The organism is Atopobium sp. oral taxon 810 str. F0209 (assembly GCF_000466405.1).
Lineage (GTDB): Bacteria > Actinomycetota > Coriobacteriia > Coriobacteriales > Atopobiaceae > Olegusella.
In genome coordinates this window covers 205268-224955 of record NZ_KE952949.1, presented here as the reverse complement: position 1 = coordinate 224955, position 19688 = coordinate 205268, and the positions used below count along the sequence as shown (strand labels likewise).

Here is a 19688-nt window from a genome sequence, read left to right as displayed (position 1 = left end):
TAGAATTCATGTGCCAAACATAGCACCAAGCTAAGGGAAAGTTAAGCCTCCATGCTTAGTTCTACTGCTTCCGCATCATCCTTATCTGCCCAAGCACGAGCAAGCTCTCCATGCTTGTGGCGCAGGCAGCGAGGCGCATGATAACTAGGACACTGATCAAAGTCCACGTACTCAATATTGGAAATCAAATCTTCAATCATCTGATCGTGGTCAAAAGAATCCCAAGCGGCATGCACCTCATCAAGCTTTGCATGAGTTTCGGGTTTGCGCGGCATAAAGAGCGTACAGCAGTCCGGAGCTGTCTCGCAGCTAATATCAAAGGTATTAATCTGGTGCGCGCGCTCCACAATTTCCTGCTTGTCAGAGCCAATTAATGGACGCAATACAGGAATGGATGCGATTTCATTGACCACAGAGATATTCTCGAGCGTCTGGGAAGCAACCTGACCCAAGGATTCACCAGTTACCAGCGCCTTTGCACCCTCAAGACGTGCAACACGCTCTGCCACGGCAAACATAACACGACGGTACATGATAATACGCAGCTTCTGCGGAACAGCCAACGAAATCTCACGCTGTTTCTCACCAAAAGGCACAACATACAAACGACCAATAACCCCAGAAGGAGCCAAAGCACGGCATACGTCCTGCGTCAGCCACTCGCTGGTATCGGCAGTCATAGGACGACCCGAGAAGTGCACAGGTACACAAATAGCACCACGGCGACCAACAGCCCAAGTAGCCACAGGAGAATCAAAACCAGATGAGAGCAGAGTAACAACTTTGCCCGCAGTCCCCACGGGCAAGCCACCTACTGCACGTTCGGAGAGTGCATACACAAAGACACGTGCTTGATTAACGATGACATTAACTTGTACATCTGGATGATGCATCTTGACTTTTTTCTCGGGGAATTGCGCGCAAAGAATGCTTCCTACCAGCTGATTTATCTCAATAGAATGGCGTTCATAGCTGGTAGAAGAACGATGTGCGTGCACCTTGAACGTCTCAAACTCCCCTACTTCAGACAAAGCTCGTATGGCAGCCGCGCAATATTCATCCTCATCAAGAGAGCAACACCATGCCAAAGAAACACGCGCAATCCCTGGAATTTGACGCAGTGCAGCCGCAATCTCTTGATCAGCAGATTCATCTTTAAGTGTGACCAAGAGATGACCTGCGATACGTCTAACCTCACGCACGGGGAGCGTTTTGACGGCATGACTAATATTGCGAACAAGTTGGTTCTCAAAAGTAGAACGATTCTTTCCCTTAAGACCAATCTCGTGATAGTGGACCAGACATACTCGCTCAGACATGTCCACACTCCCTTCGCACATACTGCGAATTGACAAATACAGACCCCAACTGCCAAGACGACAGTCGGGGTCCACAGCTTACATCTGTGAGCAGAGACTAGATGCTTTGATGCATAGCCTCTTTATTTGCTCCAGCGAGACGCTCATCAAAGCTTTCCTTAACAAAAGAAAGCGTACCATCCTCAATCTCGCCCATAGCAATAGAAACCGGATCCTCACCAGAAACGACAGTAGTGATGTCATCGTAATCCTGGATTGCAGTCACGCGAAGATGCTGACCACGCACCATGTTGTTGATATCACAAGCGCGCTTGGAAGCAACAGCACAGAGCAAAAAAGGATTGCGCTCACATTTGTCGAGCAGGTTATCAATCTCAGGCTTAACCACGGACATTGGTAAGACCTCCGTCTTTCTCATACCTTGCAAAGACATCAAGTAGCTCTTGAACAGCTCGTTCAACGTCATCGTTGACTATACGCACATCATACTTTTTGCCAGCCTCTATTTCAGCTTTTGCATTCGCAAGGCGAAGAGTGATTTGCGCTTCGTCCTCAGTACCACGACCACGAAGTCTATGCTCGAGTTCCTCAAAGGAAGGCGGCTCAATAAAGATAAGCACAGCATCAGGCCGCACTTTTTTGACATTAAACCCGCCTTGACAGTCAATCTCAAGGATGACTGAAGCACCTCTATTCATGCGCTCGGTAGCTTCACTCATAAGCGTGCCATAACGATGAGCATGAACTTGTGCCCACTCAAGGAACAAACCTTCCTCAACGCAATGAGAAAACTCATCATCGCTGAGGAAGTGATACGAAACTCCTGGAATTTCCCCTGGCCGAGGCTGCCTCGTTGTAGCAGATACTGTCAGCTCTAGGTCAGGGCGTATTTCGCGAACACGCGCAACTAAAGTACCCTTACCTACACCAGCAGGACCTGAAATTACAAAGAGACGAGGTGTGACTTCCACTACTTGGAAAGCACCTCAAGCAGCTGCTCGCGCTGACGAGCGCCCAAGCCCTTGACACGGCGAGTGGCAGAAATGCCCAGCTCATCCATAATCTTGGTAGCCTTTGCCTTGCCATAACCAGGCAGAGACTCGATAAGAGCAGAGACCTTCATACGTGCAGCAATGGGGTCATCAGAATCGAGAACCTCCTGCAAAGAAACTTGACCGTTCTTAATCTTATCGCGAAGCTCTGCACGAGCATGACGGGCTGCAGCCGCTTTCTCGAGTGCTGCCTTACGCTGCTCATCGCTCAGCTGAGGTAGTGCCATGAAGTCCTCCAAACATCCAAAGTACCTAAATGCAATTCAAAAAAAGGGCGCCAGTCGCACATCTCATGGACGCAGCTGACTTGCACGGACATTTAGTGTGCCACAAATTTGTCTAAATGCAAGTATGAGCTGCAAAAACGCGGTTTTTTAGCCCTCTTCGTCACATTACGTACGTTTATACACGCTTTTTTTAGCATAAAAGAAGGACAAGACCAGTCTTCAAAAACTAAGCACGCCAAGACTCATCAGCAGGGTTATCTCGAAAAGCCAGCAAACGAGCCTCATCCGCTGCCTTGATATATCCCTCTTCGACCGCCACCTTTGCAAGCGTATCAAGATCACACAAACTAGTATTGCAAACATGTTCTGCCGATAGGCGATCCAGGCCTTTTTGCATGCCGTACGTAAATATCGACACCACACCTAACACTTCAGCACCAGCTTCGCGCAGGGGCAAAACACAATCGAGTACAGAACCTCCCGTTGAGATAAGATCCTCAACTATAACAACCTTCTCACCAGGCTCCAAGTGACCTTCAATTTGATTTTTGCGGCCATGATCTTTTGCAGAGCCGCGAACATAACCCATAGGCTTACCCAAACGATCAGCAGCAATAGCGGCATGGGCAATTCCTGCAGTAGAAGTTCCCATGAGCATTTCTGCTTCGGGATAAAGCTCGGCAATACGAGCAGCGATAGATTCATCAATGAGCGTACGTACTTCCGGATATGAAAGAGTCAGACGATTATCACAGTAAATTGGACTCTTGATACCACTGGCCCACGTGAAAGGATCATCAGGCTTCAAAAAAACTGCACGAATAGAAAGCAGAGCATGAGCAATCTCAGTGGCAGATGCAGCATGAATAAGGGAATTCATAGGAGTTTCTCCTCTTTTGACAAAAACGACTCTATAACAACGATTAGTTAGCGGTCAATTCAGCAACAATGGCATCAAAGGCAGCAACGGGATCTTCTGCCTTGGTAATAGGTCTTCCGACAACCAGCTTTGAGGCACCTGCCGCAATCGCAGCAGCAGGAGTAGCGACACGCTTTTGATCTCCCATGGTAGCGCCTACAGGACGTACGCCAGGTGTCACAATGAGAGCATCAGGACCCAATAGTTCACGCATTTCGGCTGCCTCCTGAGGAGAACAGACGATGCCATCAGAACCTGCTCCTACAGCTAAAGTTGCAAGACGAGAAACTTCCTCTTTGACCGTAGACTGCACACCAATAGATGCCAAAGCTTCTTGATTCATGCTGGTTAGTACTGAAATTGCCACAAGTTTAGTGCGCTCACCGCGTATCTCGGCTGCCTCTTCAGTGCCCAAGCGTGCTTCGCCTACCATCTCAGCACCGCCAAGGCCATGGATAGAAAGTATATCTGCCCCTACCAACGACGCAGCACGGGCTGCTCCTCTGATTTGGAAGGGAATATCATGCAGTTTGAGATCAAGAAAGACTTTGAGCCCACGCTCATGCATCTCCTGGACAATAGCTGGTCCGCAAGCATAGTAGAGAGTCATACCCACTTTGACCCAGCGAGCACGACCTTCGAGCTGCGCAGCCAATTCAAGTGCTTCTTCATGACTGCAGTCAAGCGCCATGATCACTGCATCACGAGCTTGTTCAACTGACAAAGGAAGGCTTAGCATTCAAAAGCTCCTATCAATTCATTAATATCCGAAACACCCTGATTTTTTGCCCAGTCATATAGCTCATCTACTACGCGAACCGCCGTCATGGGATCAGTCAGATTTGCCGTACCAACCGAAATTGCCGTAGCTCCCGCCAAGATAAACTCCGCAGCATCTGTGCCATTGGTAATGCCGCCAATGCCACAGAGAGGAAGACTTGATGCCTTGTGAGCTTCCCAGACCATACGCACTGCAATAGCATGAATAGCAGGACCACTCAAGCCTGCAGTAGGTCGAGAGAGACGAGAACGACGTGTATGCACCTCAATAGACATGGCGGGGATCGTATTAATAAGGCTCAGGGCATCTGCACCCGCATCCTCAAGAGCACGCGCAATTTCTGACACACGACTTGGTGCCATTTTGACAATAAGAGGTTGCTTGGTACGAGGACGCACTGCTTGCATAAGCTTTGCTGCAGTCTCAGGGGTAGCTCCCATTGCAGCACCACCAGCAGCGATATTAGGACAAGAAATATTAAGCTCAAGTCCTGCAGCCCAAGGCGCCAGCTCCTCATAAAGCTCTACTGCCGCAATATATTCATCAATGGAATGGCCTGCGACCTGCAAAATTACGGCACAGCCACGCTGACTTAATCCCTGAAGATAGTCACCTTCAGACTCCACCATAACGCGAATACCTACATTTTGTAGTCCTACCGTATTCATAATGCCTGAGCTGACCTCGCACATACGAGGTGCGGGATTGCCATCCCAAGGCTTTGCTGCACAGCCCTTACAAGTAATTGCGCCAAGGCGAGCAACGTCGTAAAAGCTCTCAAATTCATGTCCAAACCCATAGGTACCCGAAGCGGTATTCACGGGATTTTGCATATGAATACCACCAAGGTTTACCGCCATCAAAGGGGTGCTCACCATGCCACCTCCTTGGCATCAAAGACAGGGCCATCTGTACAGCAGAATTTATAGCCACCTGCTCTCATGGCAACATTACAGGTATGACAGGCTCCAAAACCGCAAGTCATCATCCGCTCTAAGGAAGCTTGGCAGTTTATTTTTGCCTTTTCAGCAAGTGCGGCCACACCAGCCATCATAAGGTTTGGACCACAGGTAAGAATCTGTCCGAAATCCCCTGGTAAGAGCTCTGCTACAACCTCGGTTGTAAAGCCTTGCCTACCGTAACTTCCATCATCTGTAGTTACCATGACTGTGGCACCCATATCTTTAAGCACCGACTCGCCCCAAAGACGCTCTCCTGAGCGCGCACCAAGAACAACGCAAAGCTCCACGCCCTGTTCTTTTAATCCACGCGCCGCAGCAACAATAGGAGGTGCACCAACACCACCAGCTACTAGCAAAGCAGGACGATTATTGCTTAGATTCCACCCCTTGCCGCATGGACCAATCAAAGTAGAACTCGCACCAACCCTCATGTGAGAAAGCCGATGTGTGCCTTCACCTACTACTGCATAGATGAGCTCAACTGTACCCTCTTGCGAGTCAGTTGAAGCAAAGGACAGAGGTAGGCGCACAATATGAGACGGATCGCCAGGTGCGGCAAGGTTGATGAACTGACCTGGCATAAGCTTTTTGGCAAGTTCAGGTGCCAAAATTTGCATGCGATACACGTCTTTTGCAACTTTAGCGTTGGACACCACGCTAAAGTCATATTGCTTGATACCCTCTGTCCTCATTTTCACCCTATTTCTTCTGTGAACTTTAGGCCACAACACCGTTTGCGAGTGTACGTTTACCGCCACAGAACACATCACAAGCAGCTCCTTTGAGCTTATTACCTAAGAAAGCAGAGTTTTTAGATTTAGACTCAAAGTAGTCCTCAGTTACCTCAAGTTGAGCTTCAGGATCAATAAGCGTCAGATCAGCAACCGAACCTTCCTCAATCTTGACAGCAGGGAGACGCAAAATCTCACGCGGGGACACAGCCATCACTTCTACGAGACGACTCCAACTCATAATGCCAGGTTCAACCATATGGGTGAGCATCAGAGGAAGAGAGGTTTCAAGGCCAATAATGCCAAAGAAAGCAATCTCCCACTCACAGTCCTTCTCGTGGGCGGCATGAGGAGCATGATCGGTCACTACACAGTCAATGGAACCATCGACAATGCCTTGGCGCAGGGCCTCAGCATCCTTGGCAGAGCGCAAGGGAGGATTCATCTTGAGGTTAGTGTTGTAGGCGGTAGTAATGTCATCATCACAAAGGAAGAGATGGTGAGGTGTAACCTCACAGGTTACGGGCAGCCCTTCAGCTTTTGCTGCTTTGACCATTTCAAGGCCACGAGCCGTTGAAATATGAGCGATATGTAGGGCACAGTTGGTAGAACGGGTTAACTGAATATCGCGCCAAATTTCATGCTCTTCAGCCAATGCCGGCCAGCCAAACATTCCCAGACGGGTTGCCGCACGACCAGCATTGATAACACCATTCTTTGAAAGGCTCTCATCCTCACAGTGAGCAATAGCTACTCGGTTAAACTGAGAAACATAGCCCATACAAGTCTTCATCATGCCAGCAGATTGCACACCATGCCCATCATCGGAGAAGGCACACGCACCTTCGAGCACCATGTCGCCAATCTCGGCCAATGCCTCACCCTTTTGATCTTTGGTAAGTGCGCCGATAGGACGAATGTGCACATGACCTGCTGCTTCACCGCGGTCAATCTGATAGCGAATCTCAGCTCCCGAGTCAGTAACGGGGCTCGTATTGGGCATGGTGGCCACATCGGTAAAGCCACCATGCGCAGCCGCACGAGATCCTGTCTCAATGGTTTCTTTGTACTCAAAACCTGGATCGCGGAAATGTACGTGCATATCCACCATACCAGGAATGAGCACCTTGCCTGCAGCTTCTACCACCTCAGCATTTGCGACCTCAAGATTGTTGCCAACTGCCTTGATTTTATTGCCCTCAATCAGCACATCGCGCACATCGTCAAGGGCAAGCTGTGGGTCGACAACGCGGGCGCCACGAATCAAATATGCCATTAGTTTTCTCCTCCCAGGAGCAGATACATCTCAGCCATACGGGTCAGAACGCCTGCGTTGACCTGTTTTAAAATCCTAGACTGCAAGCTATCAGCAACCTCAGTATTGATTTCCATACCACGGTTCATAGGACCTGGATGGCACACGATGGCACCAGGCTTCATCATGGCAGCACGGCGAGCATCTAAACCATAAAGGCGGTTATACTCGCGCTTGGAAGGAATTGCAGCGCCTTCCATACGTTCCAGCTGCACGCGCAGCATATAGACAACATCCATCTCGGGAATAACCGAGTCAAGATCTGCCGTCTGATTGCAGCCATACCAGCTGGGATCACCCACCTGGAAGGTTGGGGGCCCCACAAGAGTAACTTCGGCACCCATAGTCTTAAGAGCAGGGGCCAACGAACCACAGACACGGCTGTGAGCGAGGTCGCCAACAATAGCAACCTTAAGACCATCAAGATGCCCAAACTCCTCACGAATGGTGTAAAGATCAAGCATAGCCTGCGTGGGATGCTGATGTTTGCCATCGCCTGCGTTAATAACAACGGCATCGGTATTTTCAATAATCTTTTTGGGAGTACCTGCCAGCTTTGCACGACAGACAAACATATCAACATTCATGGCATCAATGGTCTGAATGGTGTCAGAGAGACTCTCACCCTTAACAACAGAGCTGGTAGAACCACCCATATTGAGCGAGTCAGCCGATAGACGCTTTTCTGCTAGTTCAAAAGAACTACGGGTGCGCGTGGAAGGCTCAAGGAAGAGATTTACAATCGTGCGGCCACGTAAAGCTGGGACCTTCTTGATAGTACGGGCATTCACAATGGGGTCAAAGGATTTGGCAGTATCAAGAATCTGGGTGATGTCATCTGCCGTAAGGTCGTTAGTATCAATCAGATGCTTTACTGAGAGCATTAGCACTGACCTCCTGCCTGAATAGCGGCCTTGTGAGTCGCACTGTCCCAAATCTCAACTGCTGAGTGATCGTCATCAGGCTCAACATAGACGCGCACATCTTCCTCACGAGAAGAGGGAACATTTTTACCAACATAATCGGCACGAATAGGCAACTCACGATGACCACGGTCAACCATGACAGCCAGCTGAACCCTACGAGGTCTGCCGTAATCCATCAAAGCGTCAAGAGCAGCACGGATGGTGCGGCCGGTATAAAGGACATCATCTACTAACACGACTTCAGTATCATCAATATCAAAAGGAATATGGGAACCCTGAAGTACTGGTGCTACGCGCTTGCCAATGTCATCACGGTAAAAGCTAATATCTAGCGTACCGATTTGTGGACGCACGCCATCTACCTTTTCAATCTCGTCGGCAAGCTTACGAGCAAGCACCTCACCTCGACGGATGATTCCTACAAGAACAAAATCCGTACTACCTTCGTTGTGTTCTAATACCTCATGGGCGATACGAGTGATGGCGCGATTCATCGCCGCCTCATCCATGATCGTCGCCTTTGGCTCAAACTGTGCCATTACGCTCCTTCCCGTCTCTCGGACGCAACCGCGACAAGAAAAAAGGATGCCCTGTCGCCGTTAGCGACACGAGACACCCCGCAAGTAGGCACACATATGAATTTAAACACCTTGCGGGCATCTCGTACCGCGCTTAAAGGTCGTGCTCCAGTGTAGCAGGTCTTACAAAACGTGTGTGTCACAAATAGACAAACTATTTATCTTCCGCAAGACAGACTATGTATCTTCCGTATCAATACGCGCAAGTCCCCAAGAAAGCCATGCCCAGCAGGACTTTTTTCCATCAGCTGTTGTGCAACAAACTTGTTGCTTATCATTCAGTGATATCAAAGCAATCTCAAAATCAATGGCAGAAGACTGCCAAATAGGTTGGATATGGCCTTCTTGCATAGTCCAAATAAAGATGTGCTGGGAAAAATGTATATCGTCTTGCTTGATCCAAAAAGGACGGGAATTGCCAAAACTTCCCCGCTTCCACAACAGACAAATAATTTCTTGATTACCGTCATGATTGATATCGCCTACCAACACATCAGAAACAAACCAGCTGGCATCCGTTTGGTAAAGCAATGTAGTATCATTGCTTATCTTCAGCTGACGCTGACGGAGTATGAGTGTCTCTACTGTTCCATTTTTATCAAGATCAAGATTCTGCTCGCACTCTTGCCAGCTGATCCAAGCGGGTAGAAAGCACCCCCGTGTCCATAGCCAAAAAATGATTACAACCACTACAGCAGACACCATCAAGATGCCAAAGACTCTCCCCCACCGTCTATTCTTATTTTGAAGCAGAGCCTTCATAAAAGAAGGCTCTGCTTGTGTCAATACCTGTCTGTGCACTAGCGTATCTCACAACTAAAGCTTTTAGTCCATGCTGGCTTTTCAGGCATGGCAGTAGAATTTGCATCCTGATACGTACCGATACCTAGCATGCTACGCCATTCAGAGTCAGTCAGACGAGAAGCCATAGGTTGCTCGAATTGATAAAAGCTCGATACCACACCAACGGCTATATGAAGCTCACCATCAATAGGAAACACAACATATATCTTTGAAAGAATGCCTGTACCCACCTGCAATACAGAGCCATTTGGGTCAGTCGCTATATCGGTAACCACAGCAGCAGGACACTCTGCAGCCTTAGTCCAAGACTGATTGTCAGTATCTGCCGTCAAATCCCAAAGATGTTCAAGCTGACCACCATAGCTACGAATAAGCTCATATTCCTCATCACTAAGCTTTTCGTTGGCAAGTTCTTTTTTGGAGATTGTCTCGAGTTTGCTTGCCAGCTCAGCCAACGTTTTGAGTCCGTCGGCATCTGTGCTGGACAACACGCCATAATGCGAAAGACCTTCCATTGTTCCTTGGGTTAAACGAGAAAGCCGACCATAAAGTTCGGGCTCAGGTTCCACATAACCGCGATCATCAAGCTCCTCAAGAGGACCGCCACCCATCTCGGCCATAGCCTGCTTTGAATACAAAACTGTATCGTGCTTGAGCTCGGTATAACTCGCCAAATAGGTCTGCAAGTTCTTGCGTTCCCACTCCTTGGACTGCATAAAAGCAGGATACCCCTCACCTTTCGCTGTCAGTAGTGGATTGAGGGTATAGAGCCACTGTGCATATAGGCTACCCGTCCAAAGCGCGTCACCGTTTTGAGCAATTTCCTTACGCAGACTCTCACGATTGTCGCTATATTTGGCAAAATCATCAGCACCCGCTTCATGCAAAATCGCCTGGGCTTCCATAGATCCCAAGACAGAAGGTACATCAAGGGCATTTGGAAGCATGCGTTTTTCTCCCGCAGAGTTTTTACCTACGCGGCTATAGAGCAGCTGACTAAAAATTCGCTCATCCAGTGAGAATCGCTGACCCATAAAGCGAAAACCGAGGGTTTCTGAACTGTGATCTGCGCCTTCACCACTATCAGCTACTACCACAGAGTTGATTTTGGGAGCCTGCATTTGAGCTGTTGCCTCATGGAAAATCTTCCACTTATCCTCAGCATTGTTTAGGCTCTCTACTGTGGCATCATCACCATAAACCGCCTGGATAACAGGCCAGTACTCGTAATAGCCGTTATCATCACTGGCACCTGCAAAAAAACTCGTGATGGTATAGATTGCTTCCCAACTAGACAGTGCATCGCCATTAAGTGCCATCGTGATAAGCAAAGCGCTTCGGTCGAGCGTCTCTTCGTTCTGAGTGAAATTAACCTGTCCATACCACATCATCGTGCGAAAATACGCCTCTAGAGTGGTGTCGCCTTCGTAGTAACCGCGAGGTTTAAACTGACTGTAATCTAGATCCACTCCGTCTTTTGTACCTTCAGACAAAACGGTCGAGCTTCCCACGCCACTCGCTGCCATAATTTGAGCAACTTCCCTGTCAACAGCAGATTCTACTGCCTCAGGAATAGGCACATCAGAGCCGCACAGCTTGCAGGCAACTGAGAAAAACGCCACATTACGCCAAGCGGCATTTTGCCACTCATCATCAGTCAGTTTGCCAAGCTGATCTTGACTCTCACGAAGCATAACTTCACTCATATCGCGCAGTTTTGCTGAAAGCTGCTCACGCTCACAGGTTTTGAGCAGGTAGCTGAAGTAGAGATGGTAGCTATGCATCATTGAATCTGTAGTAACAAAGTTGGGGATCAATGAATACCGGTTCATCTCGTAGGTTTCAAAAAACTCATACCCGGCCGTATCTTCAGCAATCGCAAAGCCATTTTTTGCCAACAAGGGCTTCACGGCGTCAGGCATCATAATATCGTTAGCATTTGTAACGTTTGAAAGACCATCTTCTACGCTATAACTCTTGATATCGGGTTTAACACCTGCTGAAGTATCTGAACTGCCTTCTTTGCGATAACTCGAAAGTGCAGGTGCTGCTTTTGCAGCAGCTTCCTTATCAAGAGAGGAAATAAGTGTGGGTCGCTGTAGACCCTTGATCTTCTTCCCTGACACGGTAACGGTCGCTGCAGGAGTAGTAGATATAGCTGCAGAATTTATCTTTTTTGGCAAGCCAAACTTCATCGCCACAATGGCAACAAGCAAAACGACTACAACACCAGCAACAGCAACAAGAATCCTAAGGGTTGTATTACTTACTTTTTGCTGCTTTTTCTGAGCCAAAGAGGAAGCTAAGGGCTTTCCACAATGAGGACAAAACCGCTCATCGCCTCCAACCTGCTTCCCGCAGTTAGAGCAGAACATGTGCTACCCCTTTCGTCGTTATGCCTGTAGAATTCAGATGTTAACTTACTTGTGGCATTCAAGCTTTTCTGCTGGCAGAAGGCTTATTGAAAGAGGTAAACGTGGATCAAGGAAAGAACGTTTTGGAGTGGGACGAGTATTTTATGGGTGTTGCAGCGCTGTCGGCATTGAGATCAAAAGATCCTCATACGCGGGTCGGCGCCTGTATTGTAAGTAAAGACCGTCGCATTTTGTCTATTGGTTATAATGGCACACCGCGCGGGATTGACGATTCAGTCTTTCCTTGGCGCCGTGATGGAGACTGGCTCGAGACTAAATATCCCTATGTTGTCCACGCCGAACGCAACGCAGTACTAAATTTCCGCGGTTCCATGCGCGAACTTAAGGGTTCAACAATTTATGTCACACATTTCCCCTGCAATGAATGTTGTAAAGAGCTCGCTCAGGTGGGTGTCTCGGAAGTTGCCTATGCATATAATCCATATCCCGATTCTAGAGAGACTATCGCCGCAGGTAGAATCCTTGAAGCAGCTCATATCTTTACCCGCATGGTAGCTATCCCCAAAGTGCGACTTTAATTTTTTCTTTTTCACTTGCACGATAGTTGGATGTGTGTATAATACTTTCTTGCTGATATTCCCCGGTGGCGCAGTGGTAGCGCAGCTGACTGTTAATCAGCGTGTCGCAGGTTCGAATCCTGCCCGGGGAGCCATTGAAACTCATGAGAACCCGTTCGATTGAATTCGCACGGGTTCTTTTCTTTAAAGATGTCCAAGTGTGTCTGACACATAGTTCCCCACTGTAACGGTTCGCAACGTGCCCTTTTACTCGCAGGCGGTTCAATAAACATCCTTTTCCCTGCAGAGGGTTCAAGATACATCCTCGGAAGAAAATTTACCTGTTTCTCCACACACTTGGTACGGTTTTGAACCGTTTGCAATAAATGCCATGCGTCGGGTTCAAGAAGCGCCCTTCAGCTTGCAAGCGGTTCACAATGCACCCTTTTTCTTGCAGAGGGTTCAAAATGCACCCTCGGAAGAAAATTTACCTGCACTTGAGCCGTTTGGTACGCTTTTGAACCGCCTGCCATAAATGCCATGCATCGGGTTCAAAATGCACCCTCGCGGCAATTTTTACCTGGGATTTCTCGAGTCGTTTGGTACGGTTTTGAACCGTCTGCATTAAATAGAAGACAACGAGAAAAGTAAATCATCTGTAAGAAATGAAAGAAATAAAAAATCAGCCTAGCAGGGTCGCCAGGCTGATTGCAATGCTATGGAAAAAGTAAAGCTACTCTTCCATGAAGTCTTTGAGCTTACTAGAGCGACTAGGATGACGCAGTTTTGCCAGGGTCTTGGACTCAATCTGACGAATGCGCTCACGTGTAACGCCAAATTCGCGACCAACTTCCTCAAGAGTGCGAGGGTGACCATCTTCTAGGCCAAAACGGAATTTAATAACCTTGCGCTCACGATCAGCAAGTCCATCAAGTACCTGTTCGAGCTGCTCGCGAAGCATAGAATCAGACGCAGCTTCAGGAGGAGCAACGGCCGTAGAATCCTCAATGAAATCACCTAATTGAGAATCCTCTTCTTCGCCAATAGGTGTCTCGAGAGAGACAGGCTCCTGGCTAATTTTTTGAATCTCACGCACACGATCAGCAGCCATGCCCATCTCGGCACCAACCTCCTCGGGGGTTGGATCGCGACCAAGTTCCTGCAAAAGCTGCCTCTGTACACGCACAAGTTTATTGATAGTCTCAACCATATGAACTGGGATGCGGATGGTGCGCGCCTGGTCGGCAATGGCGCGGGTAATTGCTTGGCGAATCCACCACGTAGCATAGGTGGAGAACTTAAAGCCCTTGGTGTAGTCAAACTTCTCAACCGCACGAATCAGACCAAGGTTGCCTTCCTGAATTAGATCCAAGAAGAGCATACCGCGGCCAACATAGCGCTTGGCGATAGAGACAGTTAGACGAAGGTTTGCAGAAATCAGCTGCTGTTTCGCATCAAGGCCTACCTGCTCAATGCGGGTCAAACGACGCAGCTCAGTACGAGTTAGCTCTGCATCGCCACGCTCCGCAGCCTCAAGACGCTCCGCAGCCTCATTACCTGCCTGAATTTTCATTGCAAGGTGTACCTCTTCGGAAGCAGTAAGCAAATCAACCTTACCAATTTCCTTAAGATACATGCGCACAGGATCGCCCGTCAGCATCACTGTGGAACCATCCTGACGGCGAGAACGAGCACGGCTAGAACGCTTGCGGGTGTGATTTTTAGGAGTAGAGCGAAGAACCTCATTGGCTACGCGAGCTTCTGCACGAGCCTCGCGCTCTTCTTTTTCTTCCTCGTCAAGACCCTCGTCGTCCTCATCATCTTCGTCAACGGTATCATCGATATCGTCTTCGACATCGGGCTCAAGTACAACAGCGGCCACATCAGGGATATCTCCCGAACCAGAAATTGTGACACCTTTAGCACGTACGACATCATAGACATCAGTCAGTTCATCATCATCAACATCGACATCCACAAGAGCTACTTGGATATCATCTTCGCTAATGGTACCCGCCTTGCCTGCTTTCTTAACAAGCTTCGTCACTACAGAAGCAAGCTCAGGAGTAAGTTTTGCGGTCTGAGCATCAGTCTTTTTCGTTGCCACATGTGTCCTTTCAACGCCATGAACCTAGAGGATAATACCCGTTTTTGAGAGTCTTATACCTCTGTAGGAATAATTTGATTAAGTTCGTGTTCTCGTTTACGCAATTCCACCGCACGACCCAATAATTCAGGTAAGTTTTTGTCCTCACGACTATTAAGCTGAGCCTGAATCGCCTTGATTTCACGACGAGTGGAATAGAGCTCAAGCACATCAGCCAAAAAAGCTGCCTTATGATCTGCATCCATCCCCTGTGCCAGCGCCAAACCACCACCAGCAAGAATCTGCGGAGCCTCAGGAACCGCTACAGAAGCTGCATGCACCAACTCGGCAGGAGAAGTACCAACAACCATTGCCAACATCGCCCAGACCATCGTCTCATGGCGAGAGTCCGCCCAGAGCACCGATCCTAATCGCTCAGCATAAGGGCGCACAGCCTCGGGGGAATTTGCCATTAATGCCAATAGTTCACGCTCGGCTGCCAACTGACCCCGCGCATCATGCGAAAGGAGCTTATCTACGCTTTGATACGCAGCTGTCTCTGCAACAGGTGACTCCAGTGCAGGCGCTGTGGACTCATGAGCTGTTTGATAAGCCCCATATTCTTGGCGAAGTTTTGCTTTACGGGCAGCAATATTGTGCGCTTTTTCGCGTATAACCTGCTTGGTAGCATCTACATCCATATCTAGCTGATGAGCTAGATTGGTCGCATAACCATCAAAGCTCACAGAATCCTTAAGAGGTGCAAGCACCTGGGCAGCTGCATCCAAAGCTCCTGCCCGTTGTCCAGGAATACCCAAATCAAAACCTGAAAGCTTCTTCTCAAGCACAAACTCAACCAGAGGTCGTGCTCCATCAAGCTGTGCCTGAAGCTCCGAAGGCTCATGTGTAGAGAGAAATTCCATCGGATCTTGGTTGTTTGGAAGAATCACACAAAGCATCTCTGCATCTGTCTTGTCCACATACTGAACAGAAAGCTCTGCTGCTTTTTGACCTGCTGCATCGCCATCAAACATACAGATGATACGCTGCGCCCTAAAACGCGAGAGCATCTTTATGTGGTCAAGCGAAAGTGCGGTTCCCAGCGCTGCTACTGCATTGGAAAAACCATGCTCATGCAGGGAAATAACATCAGTATAACCCTCAACCACGAGCGCTATACCCGTAGCTGTAATTTGCGTCTTGGCATGATCTAGGCCAAAAAGATGCTTTGATTTGTGAAAGACAGGGGTTTCTTTGGTATTGAGATATTTTGGCTTGGCATCACCCAAAACACGCCCGCCAAAACCAATAGAGCGACCTTGCTCATCGTGAATGGGAAACATCACGCGCTCATAAAAACGATCTTGAGTACGACCATTGCGATCGACTACCAAGTCTGCAGCTAAAAGCTCATCTCGAGAAAAGCCCTTTTGAGTCAGCGTTGATGTCAAGGCGCCATGACCAGGAGCAAAACCTAGACCCCAGCGACGACATACTGCAGAACCAAAACCACGACTAGCAAGGTATTTTCGAGCAGACTCGGGACCTGCTCCCCTGCCACGCATCAACATAGTCGAGTAGAGCTTTTCGGCTTCGCCGAGGGCCTGCTGAAGCCTATTGCGCTTTGGTCCTCGATGCGCTCCACGCTCCTCAACAAGCTCTATCCCAGCACGATCTGCCAAAAAACGAATTGCATCGGGAAACTCCAGATGTTCACGTTCCATAACGTAGTTAAAAACATCACCACCACGTTGGCAACCAAAACATTTCCACAGTCCCGTTGCTGGGTCTATATGAAAAGAAGGGCTCTTCTCATGGTGAAAAGGACAACAACCCCAGAGGTCTTTGCCACGGCGATGCAACTCAACGGTCTCAGACACCAAGCTAACAAAGTCAGTGGCCTGACGCACTCGCTCTTTATCCTCATCACTAATCATGCGGCCCTCCCCTCCACAGTTTGCGCTCAAGCACCTTAAGGCTATAGATACCCCCGCGTCCCAACTCAATACGCTTGGTGCCCAAGTGATTCTTGACCCAGTCAATATTGCCCAACACAGTTCGCTCAAGCTCATCAAGGGAATCAAACTTACGCGAAGCGCGTAGCCAAGAAGCAAAACTTACCGCGAGGTTCGCTCCATACAAATCACCATTGAAGCCAACAAGATTGGCTTCCAAAAATGAGGGAGCATCCATATCGCTAAAACTTGGTGGCAGACCCACATTGATAGCAGCTGGCCAAGCAGAACTACCCATTAAAACCCAACCCGCATATACACCCTGCGCAGGCACGCAATCCATACGATCTAACTGAACGTTTGCTGTAGGAAAACCAAAAGAATTGCCTTCCCCACGCCCATGCTGCACGACCCCACGCACAAAGTGTTGACGACCTAACAGGTTGCCAGCTTGTTCAACTTGTCCTTGGCGCAGCAGCTCACGAATATGCGTTGCTGATACCACAACATCTGCGATCTGCATTAATTCATGATCAAAAAGCCCAAAGTTAAGCTCAGCAGCAAGTAGTTTGAGTTCAGGAATGCCACCCTGTCCTCCCTGACCAAAACGGAAATTTTGACCTACATGAAGACTACGGGGACGCAGATACGCCCAGAGTGTACAAGATAGAAAGTCTCTCCAGCTGGTAGCTGCTAGCTCAAAAGTAAAGTCCAAGCATAAAATACCCTCGACACCACAAGACGCAAGCAAAGCAAGACGGTCGTCTTGACGAAGAAGATGGCTTAAGGGCTGAGGTTCAAAAACTACATCAGCGGGATCAGGACAAAAGCTCACCACAATACAGGGCAGTCCACGTCGATGGGCATCTTGGCAAGCGGCCCTAATTAAACTCTGATGCCCACGATGTACTCCATCAAAGACACCCAGTACGCAGACAGCTTCAATCTCTGGCTTATAGTTCAGCTCTGAGTGCAGATACAGACAAGCTTTTGCAAAGTCGTAACGCCTCATGCCTTCAAGCGCAATCTGGGGACTTTGCTCGCTCATGCACGTACCCCTGTCACACCTAAAGGAAAGTTGGTATCACAAAGCAAATAAGTGCCACGGCACTCCCAGACACCATAAAGTTTGTTTTTCCACACAAGAGAGACGCGTTCGGAAAACTTTGGTGCACGCAGACCATTTTGTGCTGCACCCTCGCCAAGATCAAGTACAAGACCTGCAGGAATCTTTCTACCACAGGCGATATCTTCAAGCTCGGCTTGCTCAAGAAGACGCACGGGCAGCCCAAGAGTACGCGCGGGATCGAGCTCTTTAGCTGATAAAAGTTCTTTACCCTGGAAAGAAAGCTCGTCCAAAGATACGCAGTCCTTAAGGGAGATAGGTCCTGATGCAGTGCGTATCAATCCACTGAGATGAGCAGCACTCTCCAAGCTACGTCCTAAATCACGAGCTAGGGCACGAATATAACTCCCCTTCGAAACGCGGAGGCGACAGCACCAGACAGGCTGGTTATCCTCGTTTTCAATTGACAGAAGCTCTGCTTCATAAATATGGATATGCCGAGGAGCAAGTTCAACTTTTTCGCCTGCACGCGCACGCGCATAGGCACGTTTGCCATCAACCGAAATAGCAGAATAAGCAGGCGGCACCTGCAGGCAATCTCCCACCAAATCTGAAAGAGTTTGGCGCGCAAAGTCAGTATCAAAAAGCCGTGCATCGGGCTCGACACTACGTGTGATTTCGCCTTCTGCATCATCAGTTTTGGTCTCACAACCAAAGCTAATACGAGCCTCATAGCATTTTTCATCGAGTGTTAGCAGGCCCATCAACCTTGTTGCCTGACCTATCCCCAACACAAGCACACCACTGGCAAGCGGGTCAAGTGTGCCCGCATGCCCTACCCGCGTCTCGCCTAAAACACGGCGGACACGAGAAACCACATCATGACTCGACAAACCAAGAGGTTTATCTATGGCAACAAGGCAACAAAGTCCACTCGACTTTCGTCTCAAAGCAGCGCACCCCCATCTCCCGCGACATTGATACGGGGAAATGAAGTGGTACCTCCATAGGCAACATCATCGGGGAAAAGTGCGCGCAGGCGTGGCAAAGCTAGGGAAAGCACCTCGTCAATATCGCCATCATAAGAAAAGCCCGAAGCAGCAGCATGACCGCCGCCACCAAAAGAACGCGCAACCCCTGAAATATCAAGGTCGGTCTTGGAACGTAGGTTGCCACGTACTTGACCGCCGGGCACTTCTTTGAGAAAAAGCGCTACCTCCGAACCAGAAACCGAACGCACGACATCTACGAGCCCATCAGCCTCATCAAGATTGGCACCTGTACGCTCAAGATCAGCTTTAGTGGCATAGCTATATGCAATGCGACCATGCGCAAAAGTCACAATACGCGACATTACTGCTGCTTTGAGATGTAAAAATTCAAGACGGAAATTTTGGTAGACATTGAGGGATACCTCAGAAGGAGATGCACCTGCATCCACCAAAAGCGCCGTCGCAGCAAGCGCTTCCGAATTGGTATTTTGATACTGAAAACGTCCCGTGTCTGTAATGATGGCGCAGAGCAAACAAAGGCTAATCTCGGCATCGAGCGGCATTCCTAAATAGAGTGCATACTCCAAAATAAGCACCGCAGCAGCCGCAGCATCGCTACGGATAAGCGATACCTCACCAAAAGGATCGCTGCAGGGGTGATGATCGATAATGGCAGAGTGTCGTGAACGTCTAAGTACTGCCTCGCCATCATTCATACGTGACGAAACCGAGAGATCTACCGAGATAAAGAGATCGGGAGTCCCCTGAAAGTCGGCTGCGCACACCAAACTCTCACTACTTGGCAAAAACTCATAAATGCGAGGTATGGGCTTGGGATCAGCAAGTAAGCCGGTAATTTGCTTGGATGGCCAACGCCACTGAAGGAGCTTGAGCAGACCCAAAGTTGATCCCAGCGCATCGCCATCGGGATTGGTATGTGCACAAATAACAATCTCTTGAGCTTCTTCAATAAGTTGAGTTAGCCGTCCAAACAGAGCAGTCTGCTCAGGGCTTACCTCTAAGGAATGAGAAACATCCATTGC

19 protein-coding genes and 1 tRNA gene are annotated in these 19688 nt (G+C 48.8%); 2 read left to right on the top strand and 18 right to left on the bottom strand.

Annotation, left to right across the window (positions count from 1 at the left end; all coding sequences use genetic code 11):
* Window positions 1-41: 41 nt before the first annotated feature.
* The 13 genes from thiI to HMPREF9069_RS05170 form a co-directional block, all read right to left on the bottom strand.
* Window positions 42-1319: a tRNA uracil 4-sulfurtransferase ThiI gene (thiI, locus tag HMPREF9069_RS05230; RefSeq protein ID WP_051317795.1), complete on the bottom strand. Its 1278-nt coding sequence runs from the start codon at window positions 1317-1319 to the stop codon at window positions 42-44.
* Window positions 1320-1416: 97 nt separating this feature from the next.
* Entirely contained in the window at window positions 1417-1713 is a 297-nt protein-coding gene (locus HMPREF9069_RS05225; protein ID WP_021626129.1) for a DNA-directed RNA polymerase subunit omega, read from the bottom strand.
* Window positions 1700-2290, bottom strand: a complete 591-nt coding sequence (gmk, locus tag HMPREF9069_RS05220) for a guanylate kinase (RefSeq protein ID WP_021626128.1) — start codon at window positions 2288-2290, stop codon at window positions 1700-1702. The genes HMPREF9069_RS05225 and gmk overlap by 14 nt, the downstream gene beginning before the upstream one ends.
* Window positions 2290-2598: an integration host factor, actinobacterial type gene (gene mihF / locus HMPREF9069_RS05215; RefSeq protein ID WP_021626127.1), complete on the bottom strand. Its 309-nt coding sequence runs from the start codon at window positions 2596-2598 to the stop codon at window positions 2290-2292. Before mihF ends, gmk begins: the two co-directional genes overlap by 1 nt.
* Before the next feature lie 226 nt (window positions 2599-2824).
* Complete coding sequence (gene pyrE, locus HMPREF9069_RS05210; RefSeq protein WP_021626126.1) at window positions 2825-3478, bottom strand: orotate phosphoribosyltransferase; 654 nt, start codon at window positions 3476-3478, stop codon at window positions 2825-2827.
* A 43-nt stretch (window positions 3479-3521) separates the two neighbouring features.
* Window positions 3522-4256, bottom strand: a complete 735-nt coding sequence (gene pyrF, locus HMPREF9069_RS05205; RefSeq protein WP_021626125.1) for an orotidine-5'-phosphate decarboxylase — start codon at window positions 4254-4256, stop codon at window positions 3522-3524.
* A complete protein-coding gene (locus HMPREF9069_RS05200; protein ID WP_021626124.1) occupies window positions 4250-5176 on the bottom strand; it encodes a dihydroorotate dehydrogenase in 927 nt (308 codons plus the stop codon). The genes pyrF and HMPREF9069_RS05200 overlap by 7 nt, the downstream gene beginning before the upstream one ends.
* Window positions 5170-5952 carry a dihydroorotate dehydrogenase electron transfer subunit gene (locus HMPREF9069_RS05195; RefSeq protein WP_021626123.1) on the bottom strand — a complete coding sequence of 261 codons (783 nt, stop codon included), beginning with the start codon at window positions 5950-5952 and terminating at the stop codon, window positions 5170-5172. The genes HMPREF9069_RS05200 and HMPREF9069_RS05195 overlap by 7 nt, the downstream gene beginning before the upstream one ends.
* A 25-nt stretch (window positions 5953-5977) precedes the next feature.
* Window positions 5978-7267: a dihydroorotase gene (locus tag HMPREF9069_RS05190; protein WP_021626122.1), complete on the bottom strand. Its 1290-nt coding sequence runs from the start codon at window positions 7265-7267 to the stop codon at window positions 5978-5980.
* Entirely contained in the window at window positions 7267-8190 is a 924-nt protein-coding gene (locus HMPREF9069_RS05185) for an aspartate carbamoyltransferase catalytic subunit (protein ID WP_021626121.1), read from the bottom strand. Before HMPREF9069_RS05185 ends, HMPREF9069_RS05190 begins: the two co-directional genes overlap by 1 nt.
* A complete protein-coding gene (gene pyrR, locus HMPREF9069_RS05180) occupies window positions 8190-8771 on the bottom strand; it encodes a bifunctional pyr operon transcriptional regulator/uracil phosphoribosyltransferase PyrR (protein ID WP_021626120.1) in 582 nt (193 codons plus the stop codon). The genes HMPREF9069_RS05185 and pyrR overlap by 1 nt, the downstream gene beginning before the upstream one ends.
* A 216-nt stretch (window positions 8772-8987) precedes the next feature.
* The gene (locus HMPREF9069_RS05175) at window positions 8988-9518 is read right to left on the bottom strand and encodes a hypothetical protein (RefSeq protein ID WP_232204045.1); all 531 of its coding nucleotides are present in this window, start codon (window positions 9516-9518) and stop codon (window positions 8988-8990) included.
* Window positions 9519-9610: 92 nt separating this feature from the next.
* Complete coding sequence (locus HMPREF9069_RS05170) at window positions 9611-11989, bottom strand: DUF3160 domain-containing protein (protein WP_021626118.1); 2379 nt, start codon at window positions 11987-11989, stop codon at window positions 9611-9613.
* A gap of 101 nt (window positions 11990-12090) precedes the next feature.
* Between HMPREF9069_RS05170 and HMPREF9069_RS05165 the strand changes: the two genes are divergently transcribed.
* Complete coding sequence (locus tag HMPREF9069_RS05165; protein WP_035438517.1) at window positions 12091-12567, top strand: deoxycytidylate deaminase; 477 nt, start codon at window positions 12091-12093, stop codon at window positions 12565-12567.
* Window positions 12568-12626: 59 nt separating this feature from the next.
* Window positions 12627-12701, top strand: a tRNA-Asn gene (locus tag HMPREF9069_RS05160).
* Between the two features lie 578 nt (window positions 12702-13279).
* Here HMPREF9069_RS05160 and rpoD read toward each other — a convergent pair.
* The 5 genes from rpoD to HMPREF9069_RS05135 are packed head-to-tail and all read right to left on the bottom strand — an operon-like array spanning window position 13280 to window position 19685.
* Complete coding sequence (gene rpoD / locus HMPREF9069_RS05155) at window positions 13280-14653, bottom strand: RNA polymerase sigma factor RpoD (RefSeq protein ID WP_021626116.1); 1374 nt, start codon at window positions 14651-14653, stop codon at window positions 13280-13282.
* A 53-nt stretch (window positions 14654-14706) separates the two neighbouring features.
* On the bottom strand, window positions 14707-16569 hold the full coding sequence (dnaG, locus tag HMPREF9069_RS05150; protein WP_021626115.1) for a DNA primase: 1863 nt from the start codon (window positions 16567-16569) through the stop codon (window positions 14707-14709).
* Window positions 16562-17635 (bottom strand): riboflavin biosynthesis protein RibF, encoded by a 1074-nt coding sequence (ribF, locus tag HMPREF9069_RS05145; protein ID WP_021626114.1) that lies wholly within the window; start codon window positions 17633-17635, stop codon window positions 16562-16564. Before ribF ends, dnaG begins: the two co-directional genes overlap by 8 nt.
* Complete coding sequence (gene truB / locus HMPREF9069_RS05140) at window positions 17632-18603, bottom strand: tRNA pseudouridine(55) synthase TruB (protein WP_035438516.1); 972 nt, start codon at window positions 18601-18603, stop codon at window positions 17632-17634. Before truB ends, ribF begins: the two co-directional genes overlap by 4 nt.
* Entirely contained in the window at window positions 18600-19685 is a 1086-nt protein-coding gene (locus HMPREF9069_RS05135) for a DHH family phosphoesterase (RefSeq protein WP_021626112.1), read from the bottom strand. Before HMPREF9069_RS05135 ends, truB begins: the two co-directional genes overlap by 4 nt.
* Between the last annotated feature and the right edge of the window lie 3 nt (window positions 19686-19688).

Excerpts from the sequence above, each read along its gene's own strand:
- thiI (WP_051317795.1), bottom strand. The coding sequence starts at position 1,319 with ATGTCTGAGCGAGTATGTCTGGTCCACTATCACGAGATTGGTCTTAAG.
- HMPREF9069_RS05225 (WP_021626129.1), bottom strand. The coding sequence starts at position 1,713 with ATGTCCGTGGTTAAGCCTGAGATTGATAACCTGCTCGACAAATGTGAG.
- mihF (WP_021626127.1), bottom strand. The coding sequence starts at position 2,598 with ATGGCACTACCTCAGCTGAGCGATGAGCAGCGTAAGGCAGCACTCGAG.
- pyrE (WP_021626126.1), bottom strand. The coding sequence starts at position 3,478 with ATGAATTCCCTTATTCATGCTGCATCTGCCACTGAGATTGCTCATGCT.
- pyrF (WP_021626125.1), bottom strand. The coding sequence starts at position 4,256 with ATGCTAAGCCTTCCTTTGTCAGTTGAACAAGCTCGTGATGCAGTGATC.
- HMPREF9069_RS05200 (WP_021626124.1), bottom strand. The coding sequence starts at position 5,176 with ATGGTGAGCACCCCTTTGATGGCGGTAAACCTTGGTGGTATTCATATG.
- HMPREF9069_RS05195 (WP_021626123.1), bottom strand. The coding sequence starts at position 5,952 with ATGAGGACAGAGGGTATCAAGCAATATGACTTTAGCGTGGTGTCCAAC.
- HMPREF9069_RS05190 (WP_021626122.1), bottom strand. The coding sequence starts at position 7,267 with ATGGCATATTTGATTCGTGGCGCCCGCGTTGTCGACCCACAGCTTGCC.
- HMPREF9069_RS05185 (WP_021626121.1), bottom strand. The coding sequence starts at position 8,190 with ATGCTCTCAGTAAAGCATCTGATTGATACTAACGACCTTACGGCAGAT.
- pyrR (WP_021626120.1), bottom strand. The coding sequence starts at position 8,771 with ATGGCACAGTTTGAGCCAAAGGCGACGATCATGGATGAGGCGGCGATG.
- HMPREF9069_RS05170 (WP_021626118.1), bottom strand. The coding sequence starts at position 11,989 with ATGTTCTGCTCTAACTGCGGGAAGCAGGTTGGAGGCGATGAGCGGTTT.
- dnaG (WP_021626115.1), bottom strand. The coding sequence starts at position 16,569 with ATGATTAGTGATGAGGATAAAGAGCGAGTGCGTCAGGCCACTGACTTT.
- ribF (WP_021626114.1), bottom strand. The coding sequence starts at position 17,635 with ATGAGCGAGCAAAGTCCCCAGATTGCGCTTGAAGGCATGAGGCGTTAC.
- HMPREF9069_RS05135 (WP_021626112.1), bottom strand. The coding sequence starts at position 19,685 with ATGGATGTTTCTCATTCCTTAGAGGTAAGCCCTGAGCAGACTGCTCTG.